The 16,402-nt window shown below is 74.4% G+C and carries 13 protein-coding genes; 7 read left to right on the top strand and 6 right to left on the bottom strand.

Annotated elements, in window-relative coordinates:
* The first annotated feature begins 72 nt into the window (after positions 1-72).
* Positions 73-1,266, top strand: a complete 1,194-nt coding sequence (locus ABD332_RS15580) for an MFS transporter (RefSeq protein WP_344502601.1) — start codon at positions 73-75, stop codon at positions 1,264-1,266.
* Between the two features lie 246 nt (positions 1,267-1,512).
* Positions 1,513-3,000 (top strand): SDR family NAD(P)-dependent oxidoreductase, encoded by a 1,488-nt coding sequence (locus tag ABD332_RS15585; RefSeq protein ID WP_425552216.1) that lies wholly within the window; start codon positions 1,513-1,515, stop codon positions 2,998-3,000.
* Positions 3,001-3,040: 40 nt separating this feature from the next.
* Here the strand turns inward: ABD332_RS15585 and ABD332_RS15590 are convergent, their stop codons facing one another.
* Together ABD332_RS15590 and ABD332_RS15595 are read right to left on the bottom strand one after the other, a co-directional pair.
* Complete coding sequence (locus tag ABD332_RS15590; RefSeq protein WP_344502603.1) at positions 3,041-3,742, bottom strand: FHA domain-containing protein; 702 nt, start codon at positions 3,740-3,742, stop codon at positions 3,041-3,043.
* A 67-nt stretch (positions 3,743-3,809) separates the two neighbouring features.
* A complete protein-coding gene (locus tag ABD332_RS15595; protein ID WP_344502604.1) occupies positions 3,810-4,598 on the bottom strand; it encodes a sporulation protein in 789 nt (262 codons plus the stop codon).
* A gap of 37 nt (positions 4,599-4,635) precedes the next feature.
* Here ABD332_RS15595 and ABD332_RS15600 point away from each other — a divergent pair, with 37 nt between their 5' ends.
* Complete coding sequence (locus ABD332_RS15600; protein ID WP_344502605.1) at positions 4,636-5,031, top strand: MerR family transcriptional regulator; 396 nt, start codon at positions 4,636-4,638, stop codon at positions 5,029-5,031.
* Positions 5,032-5,037: 6 nt separating this feature from the next.
* Here ABD332_RS15600 and ABD332_RS15605 read toward each other — a convergent pair whose 3' ends face one another.
* Entirely contained in the window at positions 5,038-5,682 is a 645-nt protein-coding gene (locus ABD332_RS15605; RefSeq protein ID WP_344502606.1) for an FMN-dependent NADH-azoreductase, read from the bottom strand.
* Positions 5,683-5,778: 96 nt separating this feature from the next.
* On the opposite strand from ABD332_RS15605, the gene ABD332_RS15610 reads away from it, so the two are divergent.
* A complete protein-coding gene (locus tag ABD332_RS15610) occupies positions 5,779-6,408 on the top strand; it encodes a MarR family winged helix-turn-helix transcriptional regulator (protein ID WP_344502608.1) in 630 nt (209 codons plus the stop codon).
* 91 nt (positions 6,409-6,499) lie between these two features.
* The gene (locus tag ABD332_RS15615) at positions 6,500-8,020 is read left to right on the top strand and encodes a protein kinase domain-containing protein (RefSeq protein WP_344502609.1); all 1,521 of its coding nucleotides are present in this window, start codon (positions 6,500-6,502) and stop codon (positions 8,018-8,020) included.
* 1,259 nt (positions 8,021-9,279) lie between these two features.
* Here ABD332_RS15615 and ABD332_RS15620 read toward each other — a convergent pair.
* On the bottom strand, positions 9,280-9,843 hold the full coding sequence (locus ABD332_RS15620; RefSeq protein WP_344502611.1) for a TIGR03086 family metal-binding protein: 564 nt from the start codon (positions 9,841-9,843) through the stop codon (positions 9,280-9,282).
* 65 nt (positions 9,844-9,908) lie between these two features.
* Between ABD332_RS15620 and ABD332_RS15625 the strand changes: the two genes are divergently transcribed.
* Positions 9,909-10,667 (top strand): AraC family transcriptional regulator, encoded by a 759-nt coding sequence (locus tag ABD332_RS15625; RefSeq protein WP_344502613.1) that lies wholly within the window; start codon positions 9,909-9,911, stop codon positions 10,665-10,667.
* A gap of 72 nt (positions 10,668-10,739) precedes the next feature.
* On the opposite strand, the gene ABD332_RS15630 is transcribed toward ABD332_RS15625, so the two are convergent.
* Positions 10,740-14,327 (bottom strand): fibronectin type III domain-containing protein, encoded by a 3,588-nt coding sequence (locus ABD332_RS15630; protein WP_344502614.1) that lies wholly within the window; start codon positions 14,325-14,327, stop codon positions 10,740-10,742.
* Positions 14,328-14,549: 222 nt separating this feature from the next.
* On the opposite strand from ABD332_RS15630, the gene ABD332_RS15635 reads away from it, so the two are divergent.
* On the top strand, positions 14,550-15,800 hold the full coding sequence (locus ABD332_RS15635) for a hypothetical protein (protein ID WP_344502615.1): 1,251 nt from the start codon (positions 14,550-14,552) through the stop codon (positions 15,798-15,800).
* Here ABD332_RS15635 and ABD332_RS15640 read toward each other — a convergent pair.
* Positions 15,797-16,375: a TetR/AcrR family transcriptional regulator gene (locus tag ABD332_RS15640; RefSeq protein ID WP_344502616.1), complete on the bottom strand. Its 579-nt coding sequence runs from the start codon at positions 16,373-16,375 to the stop codon at positions 15,797-15,799. The genes ABD332_RS15635 and ABD332_RS15640 overlap by 4 nt on opposite strands.
* Positions 16,376-16,402: the final 27 nt, after the last annotated feature.

Below are 16,402 nucleotides of genomic sequence, written 5' to 3' on the forward strand. Positions count from 1 at the left end.
GCCTCCGTCGTGAGCGTCACACCGCGATACCCAGCTCGACCCGGGTCACGCCGGGCGCGCATGATCGCTGGCATGCTCACCGTCGTGCTGCGGACCGCTCAGGTCGCCAGGGTCCTTGCCGCGAGCTTGCTGGGCCGGCTGCCGCTCGGTGCCGCACCCGTCGCGCTGCTGCTGTTCGCCCGCGAGACGCTGTCGATCGGCGCGGCCGGCGCGCTCGTCGGCGTCTACACGGCGGGGGTCGCGGTCGGCGGGCCGGTCCTCGCCCGCGTCGCCGACCGGTTCAGGCAGCCGCCGGTGATGCTGGCCGGCGCGGCCGTGTCGACCGCCGGGTTCGTGCTCCTCGCGTCGGGCGTGCCGCTGTGGGCGGCACTGTTCGCGGTGCTCCTGGCGGGCCTGGGCGCGCCGCCGTTCGAGGCGGGCCTGCGGGTGCTGTGGCGGTCGCTGCTGCCGGAGGAGCAGGTGCCCACCGCGTACACCCTGGACATCGCGGTGCAGGAGCTCATCTTCATCTTCGGTCCGCTGGTCGCCGGCGCGTCCGTCGCGGCCGGCGGTCCCGTCACGGGCCTGTACGTGACCGCGGGCCTGCAGTTGGCCGGGACCGTGTGGTTCGTCACGACGCCCGTGGTGCGCGGGTGGCGCGGTGAGCACGCGGAGCGGCACTGGGCCGGGGCGTTGCGCTCGGGCCGGCTGAGGCTGCTGCTCGTCGCGGTGGTCCTCGTCGGTACGGGTGTCGGCAGCCTCCCCGTCGCGGTGATCGACTACGCGGAGTCGGTCGGCGGCCGTGGCTGGTCGAGCTGGATCCTGGCGGCGCAGGCGACCGGTGCGCTCATCGGCGGGCTCGTCAACACCCGGGTGAAGGTCGACGGGCGGCGGCTGCCGCTGCTCGCCCTGTGTCTCGGCCTCGGGTATGCGCCGCTGCTGCTCACCCCGTCCCAGCCGGTCCTGCTGCTGCTCCTCGCGGTCCTCTCGGGGCTGTTCCTGCCGCCGTTCCTGGCCGCGACGTTCGTCACCGTCGACCGGATCGCGCCGGCTGGCACGGCGGCGGAGGCGTTCGCGTGGGTGGCGACGGCGTTCTCGGTCGGCGCCGCGGCGGGCGCCGCCGTGGACGGCGCGATCCTGGACGCGACGACCGGGCCGCGGATCGGGTTCCTCCTGTCGCCGCTGGTCATCGCGCTCGCCGCGCCGCTGCTGGTGCCCCTGGCCAGAAACCTCCGCACGGGCGGCGACCCGGCACCCGCCGAACACGTTCGGGCGGAGACCCCCTGATTTGTCCGAAATAACCGGAAAATCGGGTTTACTTACTACTGTCGAAAGCAGCGCGACGGCCACCGGTTGAAATCAACGGGGGACGGGGGACGTCGCGGCAGCGGCGGGTCCGGGGCGGCAATGGCGCCACCCGGACCCGTTCGACGTTTCGCGTACAGTTCCGGGGTGACCCCGCACGACCCCACTCTCGTCTCCGCCCCTGCTCCGAGGGCCGGCCACTCCCCCGCCGACGCTCCGGAGGACACCATGCCCCGCCGTGCCGCCGACGCCCCTGTGGGCGTCCCGGTCGACAGCGAGGGCGTGCCGTTCGGGCCCGGGATCGACCCCGACCGGCTCGCGATCTGCCTCGCCGTCTTCGAGGAGCTCGACGAGCTCCCACCGGACCACCCTGACGTGGTGCGGGTGCGCAGGGCGACGTCACACCTGTACAAGAGCGTCAAACGCCAGCGGCGCAGCGACCGCCGCGCGGCCATCACCGAGAACGACCGCATCGTGACGTCCGCCACCGCGACCGGTGCGCCCGGCCGCATCGACGACGAGACGCAGGGCATCGCCCTGGTCTCACCGACCATCGGCGCGACCGCGGGCCGGCTGCTGCGGCCGAGGTCCTGCTACACCTGCAAGAACCGGTATGTCGACGTCGACGCGTTCTACCACCAGCTCTGCCCGGACTGCGCGCGCCTCAACCGGCAGCGCCGCGACGCCCGCACCGACCTCACCGGCCGGCGGGCGCTGCTGACCGGCGGCCGGGCGAAGATCGGCATGTACATCGCGCTGCGCCTGCTGCGCGACGGCGCCCACACGACGATCACGACCCGGTTCCCGAACGACGCGGTGCGCCGCTTCGCGGCGATGCCCGACAGCGCCGACTGGCTGCACCGGCTGCGGATCATCGGCATCGACCTGCGCGACCCGGCCCAGGTCGTCGCGCTCGCCGACGACGTCGCCGCGCAGGGCCCGCTGGACATCCTCATCAACAACGCCGCGCAGACCGTGAAGCGGGCGCCCGGCTCCTACTCCCACCTCGTCGCGGCGGAGTCCACGCCGGTCGAGCTGGACGGCCCGATGCCGGAGCTGCTGACGTTCCACAAGGCCGACCCGCACGCGGAGCTGACCCTGGAAGCCGGCTCGTCGCCGCTCATCCCGCCGGACGCGCTCACGGCCCTGGCCCTGACGAGCCGCAACACCACCGCGGAGAAGGTCGCCGCGCTGACCGCGATCGACGCCGGCGGGCTCGTGCCGGACCTCGCCTCGATCAACAGCTGGACCCAGCGGGTGCACGAGGTCGACCCCCTCGAGCTGCTCGAGGTGCAGCTGTGCAACGTGACGGCGCCGTTCATCCTCGTCAGCCGGCTGCGCCCGGTCATGGCCGCCGCGCCGGCCCGCCGCAAGTACGTGGTGAACGTGTCCGCCATGGAGGGCCAGTTCAGCCGCCGCTACAAGGGGCCCGGCCACCCGCACACCAACATGGCGAAGGCCGCGCTCAACATGCTGACCCGCACCAGCGCGGAGGAGATGCTGACCGAGGGCATCCTGATGACCGCGGTGGACACCGGCTGGATCACCGACGAGCGTCCGCACCCGACGAAGATGCGCCTGCACGAGGAGGGCTTCCACGCCCCGCTCGACCTCACCGACGGCGCCGCTCGCGTGTACGACCCGATCGTGCGCGGCGAGCAGGGCGAGGACCTCTACGGCTGCTTCCTGAAGGACTACAACCCGTCCGCCTGGTGAGGCGGGCGGGTCGCGGCGGGGGTCGCGGACCGGGTCCGGGTCAGCGCAGCTGGTAGGACAGCGTGAACTTGCCGACCTGGACCTCGTCGCCGTCCTTCAGCGTGGCGCTCTTGACGCGCTCGCCGTTGACATACGTGCCGTTGAGGCTGCCCAGGTCGAGCGTCGAATAGCCGAAGCCGCTCGGGTTGCGGTGAAACTCGACGTGCTTGCGGGAGACCGTGTTGTCGTCCAGGACGATCTGGTTGGCGGCGTCGCGGCCGCAGCGGACGATCTCGCCGTCGAGGGCGAACTCGGCGCCCGCCTCGGCGCCCTTGCGGATCAGCAGGGTCGCGCGGCCCGACGGCAGCTTCTCCATGTGGGCGGTCAGGTCGAGCGGCTGCGTGGCGCCCTCGGGGGCGTCGACGGACGCCTGGGCGAGCAGCTCCTCGCTTGCCACGATCGGCACCCGCCAGTGGCGGGCCAGGCCGATCGCCTCCAGGGGAGCGGCCGGCACGCGGATGCCGTCGCCGAGCACCAGCTGGAACGGGCCCGTGGCCGCGACGACCTCGATCGCCCGCAGCGGGGCGCGCAGCGCGGTCAGCGCCCGCTGGAACAGCTCGGCGCTGACCGGCTCGACCATGTCCCGCGGGCCGCCCTCGACCACGAACTGCAGGTGGCGGCCGGTCTGCTCGTCCTTGAGCAGCACCATCGGACGGCTCTGCCAGGTCTGCGCCCGCACACCAACGACGACGAGCTCACGCATCCCCGGGCCTCCCGTGTCCGACGGTCAGTTTTGACGTGCCGCTAACGGTACCGGTCGGTGGCTTGCTTCAGAAATGCCAGCCCCGTCGCTGCGTCGCCTGCTGGATCCAGTTGTTGACCTCGGCGGGCCAGTTGACCGCCCCGGCCTGCGCGTGCCCGACCTGGAACCGGCTGATCGAGTCGGTGCCCTCCGTGAAGATCCCGCCGCGCTTGTCGAACTCGATGATGACCTGCGTGCCGTGCGGGTCGGTCACGAACGTGACCTCGACCTCGTTGATGCGGCTCGCGTACTGGTGCGCGGCGTAGAACTCGATCTCCTGGTAGAACGGCAGCGTCTGGTGCACGCCGTGGATGTGCCCGCGCTCCAGGTCGGCGGCCTTGAACCGGAAACCGAGCTGCCCGAACGCGTCCAGGATGGCGCCCTGCACCGGCAGCGGGTGCACGTTGATCGCGTCGAGGTCACCCTTGTCGATGGCCCTGGCGACCTCGAGCTCGGTGCGCACGCCCATGGTCATGCCGTGCAGGCGCTGCCCGTACATGTGCGTGATCGGCGTCTCCCAGGGGATCGGCAGCTGGAACGGCACCGCGTGCTGCTGCCCCGGGCCGAGCCGGAACCCACCGGTGAGCTGCTGGCGCTGGAACTCGACCGTCGCGTCGTACTCACTGTCGGCGCCCTCGACCTCGACGCGCGTCTGCAGCGCGACGACGATCCGCTCGACCTCGACCTCGTGGTCTCCACCGGCGAACCGGACCTGACCCTGCACGTACCCGCCGGGCTGCACGTCCGGACCGTCCAGGACGGTGTCGACCGTCGGGCCACCGACACCGAGCGCGCGCTTCAGGCTCTTGAAGACCATTCGCGGAGACTAACACGCAACACTGTAGGGTTGGCTGATGTCCAGACTGCTGCGGATCGGGGAGCTCGCACACCAAGCCGGCGTGTCCACCCGCACGGTGGACTTCTACACCGGGCTCGGGCTGATCGCGCCGGCCGACCGGACCGCGGGCAACTTCCGGCTCTACGACCCGGACTGCGTCGACCGGATCGCCGCGATCAGGGCCCTGGAGGCCAACGGGGTCAGCCTCGCCGACATGGCGGGCGCCCTCGTGCCGGGCAAGGGCGACCTGCCCGGCCAGCTGTCGCAGCTTCAGGTCGACCTCGACACGCTCCGGGAGGCGGCCGCGCACTCCGGCCCGGCCGCCCACCAGCTGCTGCTCGCCCTCACCGCCCGGCTGCAGTCGCTGATCGCCACCGCCATCGAGGTCACGGGCAACCTGCCCCCGATGTAGCCGCCGTCAGGCTCTGATCAGCTCGGCCACCCGTACACCGTGCGCCGCCGCCTGCTCGTGCCCCTTCTTCAGCGACTCGGCGGCCAGCCCACGCAGCGGCGCCATCGCGGGGGTCACGTCGGCGAGGGTCAGCTCGGCCTCGGCGATGTGCAGGTCGAGCCCGAAGACCTCGCCGAGCAGGCGGCGCAGGTAGGGCGTGACGTGGTCCCAGCCCTCCTTGGGGGCGCCCGGCCCGTAACCGCCGCCGCGGCTCAGCGCGAGGACCGCGGGCTTGCCCAGCAGCGGCTGGTCACCGTGCACGCCGAGGCGCGGGTGCAGCACGAGCAGGTCGATCCAGGCCTTGACCTGTGCCGGGAGGTTCCAGTTGTACAGCGGGACCGCGAAGACGAACGCGTCGGCGTCCAGCAGCTCCGTGGCGAGCCGGTCCACCAGGTCGCGGGCCTCGTCGGCGGGGGCCGGAGCGGACGGGTCGACGGCGGCGCGGGCCAGGGTGCTCCACGCGTCGGACGGCAGCGGGTGGGCGCCGAGGTCGCGCCGGGTCACGGTGGCGCCGGGATGCTCGGCCAGCCAGGCCCGCTCGGCGGTGTCCGCGAGGGCGCGGCTGACCGATCCGGTGGTGCGGATGCTGGCGTCGAGACGGAACAGATGCATGTTCGGGCTCCCCATCAATGCTTGCGCTTCTGTACAGATAGTCTGCACAGCAGAACATCTTCCCGCAAGAGTGAGTGAGCTGCTTATCATTGCTGCATGACGCAGGCGCCGGAGGTTCGCGACGAGCTCCAGTCGGACCTCGGCTGGGCGCTGGGCGTCATGCTTCGCGCCTACGCGAAGGGCGCCGGGCACGTGATCGCCGGCGTCCCGGGAGGCCCCCGCGGCTACCAGGTCCTCGCGGCCGCCGCCTCCGGCGCCGAGGGCACGCAGCTCGCCCTCGCCAACAAGCTCGGCATCGACCGGACCGTGATGACCTACCTGCTGGACGACCTGGAGCAGGCCGGCCTCATCGAGCGGCGGCCCGACCCCGCCGACCGGCGCGCCCGGCGGATCGTGGCCACCGACGCGGGCCGGGCCACGATGTGTGAGCTGCAGGGCAAGCTCGCGCACGTCGAGTCGCGGGTGCTCAGCGCGCTCGACGAGGCGGAGCGGGAGCTCTTCCGGGCGCTGCTGCGCAGGGCCGCGACCCGGGTGGACGAGCACGACCCGCTCGCCGACGCGTGCACGGTGGTCGACCAGTTCGCCGCGTCGCCCACCGCTTCGGCCGTCGCCGCATCCACCGCTTCCGCCGGCTCGTCACCCACCGCTTCGCCCGCCGGTTCGGCCGGTGCCTCGCCCGCCGCATCGCCCGGCGCCTCACGCCGGCGCCGGAAGGGTCAGATCTGACAACGTTCCGGTCTCATCAGGGCGTTTGACGTGGTGAGGTCGGCATAATTGGAGCTGACCATCCGGCGAGCAGTGAGGACCCCCGGTCGCGATGATGCTGCAACGCCGGTATCGGCTCGAGCGGCTGATCGGTGCGGGCTCCACCAGCGAGGTCTGGGAGGGGCACGACGAGCTCCTGCGCCGTCAGGTCGCGGTCCGGCTGCTGCGCGCCGACCGCGCCGAGCTCGCCGCGGAGTTCCTCGCCGAGGGCCACGCCGCCGCGCGCCTCACCCACACAGGGGTCGCCGCCGTCTACGACGTCGGGACCGTCGACCTGCCGTCGCGGGGCGACGTGCCGTATGTGGTCATGGAGTTCATCGACGGCGTCACGATCGCCGACCGGCTCCGCCACGGCCCGCTCACCACCCTCGAGGCGGCCCAGACCGGCGCGGAGGTCGGCGCCGCCCTCGCCCACGCCCATGGCCAGTGGGTCACGCACGGCGCGCTCACCGCCGCGAAGGTCGCCCTCACCGACGTCGGCGCGAAGGTCTTCGGCTTCACCGACCGCCGCGGCGACGACCCGCACGACGTGAGCCTCGACGTGTACGCGCTGGGCGCCCTCCTCGCGTCCGCCCTCGACCCCACCGCGTCCGGCTCCGGCTCTGACGCCGCCGCGCTGGCGGTGCTCATCGAGCGGTGCACGGCCCCCGACCCCGCGCTGCGCCCCAGCAGCGACGAGGCCGCGCTCGGCTTCGCCCGGATCGCCCGCACCAGGGTCGACCTGCCCGCCTGGTACACCATGTCCGCCGCCTCCACCTCCTCTGTCGCCGACGAGACCCTCGCCGCCGGCGGTCCGCCGCTGTCACCGGCCCGCCGGTCGTCGGGCCTGCCCTTCTCGGTCCTGCCGTTCTCGGTCCGGGGCCTGTCGGCACTGCCCCGCGCGTTCCCCCCGGTCCGCCTGCGCCGCGACGCCTCCACCGTCCGGTCCGCCACGCCACCGGCCGCGCACCGGCCCTGGGTGCGGCCCGCCACCCACCTCGGCGCCCGCTCGGCGGCGCACACCCGGATCGTGCTGTCGCGGCTGCCGTTCGGCGGGCAGTCCCGCTCCACCGCCCACCTCAACGACGTGACCCTCGTCGACCTGCGCTCGGCCCGCACCACACCGCCGCCACCCGCCACCGCGCCCGCCACCCGCGGCGGCCGGCGCTGGGCGATCCGGGCCCTCGTCGGCTCGGCGGTCGCCGCGGTCGTGTCGCTCGCCGCGGTCGCCGCCATCGGGCAGCCCCAGGCGGAGGGCACGCCTCCCTCGACCGGCCAGCTGCAGACCGCCACCGCCGGCGCGAGCCCCGTCCCCACCGCCACGACCCAGGCCCCCGCCCCACCGCCCCCGGCGACGACACCTCCGCAGACCCAGCCGACGACCCGTCCACCGACGACCAGGCCGACGTCGGCCAAGCCCTCGACGTCTCCCCCGGCCAGCCCGTCCGCGTCCGCCTCCCCGTCGGCGTCGCCCTCCGCCTCCCCGTCGCCCTCGGAGTCCCCGTCGCCCTCGGAGTCCCCGTCGACCTCCACGTCCCCATCCCCCTCGGCATCCGACACCACCTCGCCGAGCCCTTCCCCCGCCACCCCGTAACCCGCCGCCCCCACCGGCTGCTCCGCGACCCGTCCCTGCGCGAATCGGACGCCCGCCGCACCGCGCCCCGCGCGACCCGCCACTGCGCGGACAGGTGCCTCCACACCGCCTCGCCGAGCCCTCCGCCCGCCACACCGTGACCCGACACCCCACACCGGCTGACCCGCGACCCGACTGCGTGGACCGGGCGCCCTCCACACCACCTCGCCGAACCCTCCGCCCGCCACACCGTGGCCCATCGCCCCGCACCGCACCACGACCCGCTGCTCCACGACCCACCGCCGCGCGGACAGGTGCCTCCACACCACCTTGCCGAGCCCTTCGCCCGCCGCACCCGCGGGCCGGCTCCCACACCGTTCCGCGACCGCCACTGCGCGGGCCAGACGTCCTTCACGCACCGCGCCGCGACCCACCGCCCCAAGACCAGGCGCGCCTTCCACCGCCGCCCCACGACTCGCCGCTCCGTGGACCAGGCGCCCCTCGCACACCGCTCCGCGACCCGGCGCCCCACGACCCGCCACCGCACGGACCAGGCGCCCTCCACACCACCTCGCCGAACACTTCGCCCGCCGTGCCCGCGGCCAGCGGCTCACGCACCGCTCCGCGACCCGCCTCCCCTGATCTGGGTGCGCCTTCCACTCCGCCGCCGCCCCACGACCCGGCACTGCGTGGATCGGGCGCCCTCCACACCACCTGACCGAGCCTTCGCCCGGCGCACCGCGACCCGGCACACACCGCTACGCGACCCGCCACTACCCGGACCAGGAGCCCTTCACGCACCGCGCCGCGACCCACCGCTTCGTGGACCAGGCGCACTCGACACACCGCGCCGCGACCCGCCACCCCAAGACCAGGCGCGCCTTGCACCCGCCGCCCCACGACTCGCCACTGCGCCGACAAGGCGTCCTTCACGCACCGCTCCGCAACCCGCCGCCCCCTTGACCGGGCGCGCCTTCCACCCGCTGCTCCGCAACGCACCGCCCCAGGGCCAGAGGCGCCTTCCACTCGCCGCCCTATGACTCGCCGCTCCGTGGACCAAGCGCCCCTCGCGCACCGCTCCGCGACCCGGCGCCCCATGACCCGGCGTCTTCCAGCCGCCGCTCCGCGATCCGGCGGGTCGTGACCTGGGGCAATTCGTGCACCGCTGGGAAGTCGCTGTCGGGCCCGCGCCGTAGCCGGTCAGCCGGTCCGCTCCTGATAGACGTTGCGCGATGCTCCCGCGCACACCAGGCGGGTGATCGCGCGGCGTTGCAGGGCGGTCAGGGGGTCCAGGACGGGTTGCGGCCGCTGAGGCCCAGGGCGCGGGACAGTGGCGGGGCGGCCGAAGGGACGGGGACCTCGGCGCCGTACACGTTCATCTGGCGGCCCATGTCGGCGGTGCGGGCGACCTCCTCGTACACCCGCTGCACAACGACATCGTCCCAGTGGGGGTCGACGCCGGTGGCGCGGGCGAGGTCCCAGCCGTGCAGGACCAGTTCGCCGAGGACCATGCCGCCGACCATGTCCGCGGGCAGGTCCGTCGGGCCGCCCATCCGGGTGGTGCCCGACCACGCCGCGGGGGCGGTCCAGGCCGCGGCGAGCGACTCGAGGTGGGCGCGCAGCAGGGTGCGCCAGTCGCCGGCGGTGCGGTCCTGTTCGGGGCCCGGGTCGACGGTCTCCTTGCGGGCGGCGCCGGTCAGGGGCGGCGCCCAGTGCAGCAGGTGGTTGACGAGCGCCCGGACGTCCCACCCGGCACACGGCGTCGCCGCGTCCAGGGAGTCGATGCCGTCCACGATCTTCAGGGTCACCGGCGTGGCGAGGCCGATGAGCAGGTGTCCTTCCATCCGCGCAACGGTAGGCGCCGCGGCAGGCGCGGGTCTTGGACAAACGCGACGGCTACCCTTGCGGGGTGCGCGACCCGAGGGAGCTGGGCGGTGCGTGGTCGGCGTTCCAGCGGCACGGCGCCGCGTCGCCGTCGCCGGTCCTGGAGGGGGTCGTCGCCCGGTACTGGTGGGCGACCTGGGACCTGACCGGCCAGCCCGGCTACCGCCAGCTGCTCCCGCCGACGCCGAGCGTGCAGCTGACGTTCCCCACCGACGGCGAGCCTCTGCTCCGCGGCGTCCACCGGCGTTGCTTCACCCGGATGCTGCACGGCGCCGGCGGCGTCCAGGGCGTCGCGTTCGTCCCGGGCGCGTTCCGCCGGTTCCTCGGCGCGCCCGTGAGCTCCCTGACGGGGCGCACCGTCCCCGCCGCGGAGGTCTTCCCCGGCATCCCCGCCGTGCCGCCCGGCGACAGCGCGACCGTCGACGCCTTCCTCGCCGGGGCGCTCCCGCCGCCCGACCCCGCCGGTGACGCGGCCGCCGCATGTGTACGCCATGCCGCCGCCACTCCTGGCCTCCGCCGCGTCGACGATCTGGCCGGCGCGTGCGGGCTGGGCGTACGGCACCTGCAACGCCTCTTCGCCGAGCACGTCGGTGTCAGCCCGAAGTGGCTGCTGCGCCGCTTCCGTCTCCAGGAGGTGACCGACGTCCTGGCCGCCGCGCCCGGCGCCCCGGTCGACTGGGCGGGCCTCGCCGCCGACCTCGGGTACGTCGACCAGGCCCACCTCAGCAGGGACTTCGCCGCCATGTTCGGCGAGCCCCCGACCACGTACGCCGCCCGCTACTGACGCCGGTCCGGCGGTGGGAAAAGGCCGCCGGCCGGACCCCACAGAACGGGATCCGGCCGGCAGCTTCTCCGGTCAGCGACGCCGGCGGAACCGCAGCCGCTCGGCGAGCATCTGGCTGCCCGCGACCCGGCTCGCGGCACCGCCCACGATCAGCGCGAGCGCGGCCAGGGTCAGGAGCGTGACCGACGGGCCGGTGACGGGCAGGCCGCCACCGCTGCTCGGCGTGGAGACGTCCGCCGGGGCGGCGCCGACGGTGACCGCCAGCTTCAGCACCCGCAGGGTGCCGGACGGGTCGGTGCCCATCGAGACGAACGTGTGCTGGCCGGCCAGGCCCGCCGGCACGGTCACCTGCTTGCTGAACGACCCGTTCTCGTCGGTGAGGGCGGTGCCCAGCGCGGTCGGGCTGGAGAAGACCAGCAGCTGCACCCACGTCCGCGGCGCGAACCCGGTGCCGACCAGGACCGTCGGCTGACCCGCGCTCGGCAGCGCCGTGCCGGCGCTCGACGTGAGGACGCCGTCGACGGCCGTCGGCGGCACGGTCGCCGGCACCGTCACGGGTGCCGCCGGCGTGACCGCGAGCGGGGCACTGGCCGTCGCGTCGCCCTCGGCCACCGTCGCGGCCACCGTCACCTGGTAGGTGACCTTGTTGGTCACGCCGGTCAGCTTGTGGCTCGTCGTCGAGCCGCCGGTGACCGTCGCGGTGACCGGTGAGCCCGTCGCGGGGGTCGCCGTCACGGTGTACCCGGTGACCGCGCCAGCCGGCTGGGGCACCGTCCACGTCACGTCGATCGTGGTGTCGCCGGGCACGACGGTCACGACCGGGGCGGTGACCGCCGGCGCCGTGACGGACGCCGTGCCGGCCGGTGAGGCGCCCTTGACGTTGACCGCGGCCACCGAGACGGTGTAGCCGGCGCCGGGGATGCCAGAGAAACTGCAGGTGGTGGCGAGCGGCGACGCGGTGGCGCACTCCGGCGAGGCCGGGCCGGCGCCGCTGGAGCGGGACACCGTCACCGTGTAGGACAGGATCGGCGCGCCGCCGGTCTCTCCCGGCGTCCAGGCCACCTTGATCAGGCCGCCGTCGACCGAGGCGCTGACCGCCGGAGCGGCCGGCACCGCGGCCTCGAGGGTCACCGACGCGGTGCCGCCGACCGAGACGCCGGCGTTGTTCTGCGCCGTGACGGCGACGTCGTAGGTCGCGCCGGGCACGCCCGTGGCGCTGCAGGTCGTGCCGGTCGGGGTCGCGGGCACGCAGGTCAGCACGGTGGCCGGGGTGCCCTGCCGGGTCACGGTGACCTGGTACGCGCTGATCGGCGCCCCGCCGGTGGCGTTCGGGCTCCAGTTGACCGTGATCGTGGTGCCCGACGACGCGGCGGTCACCGTCGGCGCGGCCGGGGCGACCGCGGCGGCCGTGATGGTGCCGGTGCCGGCGGTGGAGCTGCCGGCGCTGTTCACCGCGACGACCGCGACGTCGTAGGTCTCGCCGGGCGTGCCGGTCGCGGTGCAGCTGACCGGCGGCGTCGGCGCGCCGGCCGGCGGGGTGCAGGGCAGCGACGGTGCCGTCGGGTCGCTCTGCGGCACGAGCGTCACCACGTAGCTGGTGATCGCCGCGCCGCCGTTGAAGTTCGGCGTCCACGCGACGGTGATGACGCTGCCGGAGACCGTGGGCGACACGGTCGGCGCCGACGGGGCCACCGCCGCCACCGTCGCCGTGGCGGTGCCGCCCAGGGAGGTGCCGGCGCTGTTCGTCGCGGTGACGACGACGTCGTAGACCGACCCGGGCGCGCCCGTGGTGCTGCAGGTCGTGCTCGTCGGCGTGGCCGGGGTGCAGGTCAGCACCGTCGCCGGCATGCCCTGCCGGGTGAGCGTCGCCTGGTACGCGGTGATCGCCGCGCCGCCGGTGGCGTTCGGGGTCCAGTTGACCGTGATCGTGGTGCCGGAGGTGCCGGCGGTGACCGTCGGCGCGGCCGGGGCCACCGCGGCGACCGCGGCGGTGGCGGTGCCGGCGGTGGAGGTGCCGGCGACGTTGACCGCCGAGACCGCGACGTCGTACGTCTGGCCGGGCACGCCGGTCGCGGTGCAGCTGACCGGCGGCGTCGGCGCGCCGAGCGGCGGGGCGCAGGGCAGCGTCGGTGTCAGCGGGGCGCTCTGCGGCACCAGCGTCACCACGTAGCTGGTGATCGCCGCGCCGCCGTTGCTGCCCGGCGTCCAGTTGACGGTGATCGCGCTGCCGGAGACCGACGTCGTCACGGCCGGCGCCGCGGGCGCGTTGGCGAGGACCGCCGTGGTGGTGCCGGCCGTCGACGGGCCGACGGAGTTGTAGCTGCGGACCTCGACCGAGTACGTGGCGCCCACGACGCCGGTGAACGTGCACGACGATCCGCTCACCCAACCGTCCGGGTAAACGACCTCGACCGTCGGCGCCGGCAGCGGGGCGTTGCACGTCACGGGGACCGGGCTCCCGCCGTCGGTCCGGTTGACCAGGACGGTGTGCCCGGTGATCCCGGTGACGCCGAGCTGCTCGGCCCAGGTGACCGTGACGGTGGTGCCGCTGACCGTGGCCTGGGCGGTCGGCGCGGGGGGCACCGGCGGGACGGTGGCGGTGATGGTCTGGTAGCTCGACCAGCCGACGCTGTTGTGGGCCCGGACCTTGACCTGGTAGCTCGTGCCGGCCTGCCCGGCGATGGTGCAGGTGGTGGCGGTGGCCACGGTGCACGGCACCGTCACCGCCGGGTTGCTGCCGGAGACCGTCACGTCCGTCTCGTAGGCGTCGATGCCGGTCTCGCCGACCGCGGGCGCGTAGGTGATCGTGATGTCCGTGCCGGTCCGGGAGGAAGTCACCTGCGGCACGCCGGCCGGGGCCTGCAGCTGCGCCAGCCAGACGGCGCTGGAGCGGGGTTGGCCGCCCACGTACGCGTACACGACCACCCGGTTGACGCCGGGAAAGATCAGGTTGGAGAACGTGCACGGGCTGACCGTGCACTGGGAGATGCCGTTGCCGTTGACGCTCACCAGGTAGCTCGTGGCACCGGGGACCGGGGTCCACGCCACCGCGAACGTCGTCGCGGTCTCGACGATCGAGGTGATGATCGGGCCCAGCGGATCGCCGACTCCGCCGGGACTCGGCGTCGCCTCCACGGTCGCCGTCCCCGGGGACGCCAGGGTGTTCTTGCCGAGCCAGGGCACGGGCGGCGGCGGTGGCGGCTTCAGCGCCGGGGAAGCCGGCCGCGCGTGCGTCGAGAGCGTCCGCGCGAACCCGCGGATGGTCTTGCCGTAGGCGGAGGCGCTGGTGGCGGCCGAGCCTGACCGCGCCGTCGCGGCCGGGCTGCCGGCGCCGGCCGGCGTGCCGGGGTTCCCCTTGCCCGCCGCCCCGCTCTTGCCGACCTTGTCGCTGGCCTTGAGGTTCGTCTTGTCGCCCGTCTTGTCGCCCGTCTTGTCGCCCGTCTTGGCGTTCGTCTTGGCGTTCGTCTTGGCGTTCGTCTTGGCGTTCGTCTTGGCGCTGGCCTTGGGGCTGGCCTTGGCGCTGCCGGACCGGCTGGCGGCCGGCTTGCCGCTGGGCTCGCCGGCAGCGGGCGCGGCGACGCGGGCCGCGGCGCCCGGGCTGCGTCCGGTGCCACCGGGGTCCGCTGAGGCGGGCGCGGACAGCCCGATCAGTGCCAGCAATGACGCGACGGCGCATGCCGCCGCCAATCGATGCGATCGGAAATTCCTCGGCGACATCATGCCCCTGGTCCCTGGTGCGCTTGATTGATCTACTCCAGCGGGACGCTATGGCACCTGTCCGACAAAGTGGGTATTTCTCAAAAATCAGACGAATTTGCACCACACCCCGGCGGTCGCCGACCGGCCGACGCCGCCGGACGGCCCGCGTGTACAACAGACGCCATGGACGCGAAGCGGGCGCAGGGGATCGGGTTCGCCGCGGCGATGGGTGCGCTGGCCGGCGCGGCCCTCGGGGCGCACCGCGGGGCGCGCGGCGCGGTCGCGGGTGCGGTGCTGGGCGCCGGCGCCCTTGCGGGCGTCGACGCGCTCGCGCGGGCCAGGCAGCGGCCGGGCGAGATCCCCGCGGTGTGGTCGCGGGTCGCGGCCAGCGGCGCGATCGCGGCACCGGTCGGGTGGGCCGCCGGCAAGGCCGGCGCGAGCCCGCTCGCGGTGGGCGTGGCGAGCGGCGCGGTCGCCGGGGCGATGGGGATCAGGCCGCACAAGGTGGCGCTCGGGCCGGTGGTCGGGCTCGCCGTCGGCGCGGCGATGCGCGACCGGCCGCCGGCGCAGGTCGCCGCGGCGAGCGTCGTGGCGTTCCGGACGGTGTCGCAGCTGGTGTTCCGGGATCCGCAGGTCAGCCTCCTCGCGGAGCGGGTGCCGGCGGAGCGGCTGCCGTTCGTCGTGCCCCTCGAGGCGCGGACCAGGTATGTGGGCACCGGTTACGTGCGGGCGCTCGCCGAGGCGACCGGTGGCACGTACCGGGAGGCGGCGCCGGACGTCGGCATCGTCGCCGACCTCGACGTCCTCGCGGGGCCCGGATTCGACCCGGGCGCGGTGCCGCCGCTCGTGCGGGAGTTCTACGAGCACACGACCCGGTTCACGCTCGACATCGTGCCCCGCTGGCGGGCCTGGGTGCGGCCCGGGTATCTGCTGTACCGCAACCTCGTCGCCCGGCCGCTCGGGCAGGCGAACGTGCCGATGAACCAGCGGGAGGCGCTGCGTGGGGTCCGCAGCCGCATCGACACCGTCACCACCGGCGACGGCCTGCAGACCCGCGGCTGGATCCGCAGCTACGCCGACACCGACGAGCCGATCTACGTCGGCATCTACACGACGTACCGGCATGAGGGCCGCGGCTATGTCAGCGTCGGCTTCCCGTTGCCGCAGGCGAACTTCACCGCGACGCTCGCGCCACGGCAGCGCGAGCACGGGCTGGTCCTCACCAGCTCCGCGCACGACGGGCAGACCGGGCACTACCTGAGCCACATCGACGCGCAGACGCGCGAGCTGACGACCCTGGCGGTGAGCGGCTTCGCCGAGGAGCTCGACGTGTACGTCGAGAACGGTGAGCTGCGGGCCGTGCACGCGTTCGCGGTGTTCGGGCTGCCGTTCCTGCGCCTGGAGTACACGATCCGCCGGAAGAGCCCGCGCTAGCGCCGCCCGCCGGGGTCCTCCGACAGGCCGAAGGCGGCGAGCGCGGAGTCCAGCATCGCCTCCTGTACGGCCGGCGGATACGCCGACGGGTCGGCCGCCGCGAACGCCGCCGCGCCCTCCACCATGGCGATGAGCGCGACGGTGACGGTGGCCGGGTCCTGCGGCGGGCCGCACGCCTCGACGAGCCGGCCGACCCTCGTCCGCCACGCCCGGCTGTTGACCCGGTGCAGGTCGGTGAGCTCCTCGTCGGCGACGGCCGCGGCGAGGAACCCGAGCCAGACGGCGCTCTCCGCGACCGTCTGCGGGTCGAGGGCGAGCCCCTGGTGCAGGATCGCGCGCAGCGCGGCCCGTGGCGAGGCCGCGGTGGCCTCCAGGGTCTCGACGCGGGCCTTGGTCGTCTCGTGCAGCAGCTGCCGGGCGTGCCGCAGCAGCGCCCGCCGGTTGGGGAACCGGTGCATGACGAGGCCGGTCGTGCAGCCCGCGGCGGCGGCCACGGCGCGGATCGTCAGCCGCTCCAGGCCCTGCTCCGCGAGGACGTCCCAGACCGCCTTCGACAGCCGCTCCTCGTGTGGCACGCGTCGCACTCCATCCGTCTCGTAACA

The sequence above is a fragment of the Dactylosporangium maewongense genome (assembly GCF_039531485.1).
In the GTDB taxonomy this organism is placed as follows: domain Bacteria; phylum Actinomycetota; class Actinomycetes; order Mycobacteriales; family Micromonosporaceae; genus Dactylosporangium; species Dactylosporangium maewongense.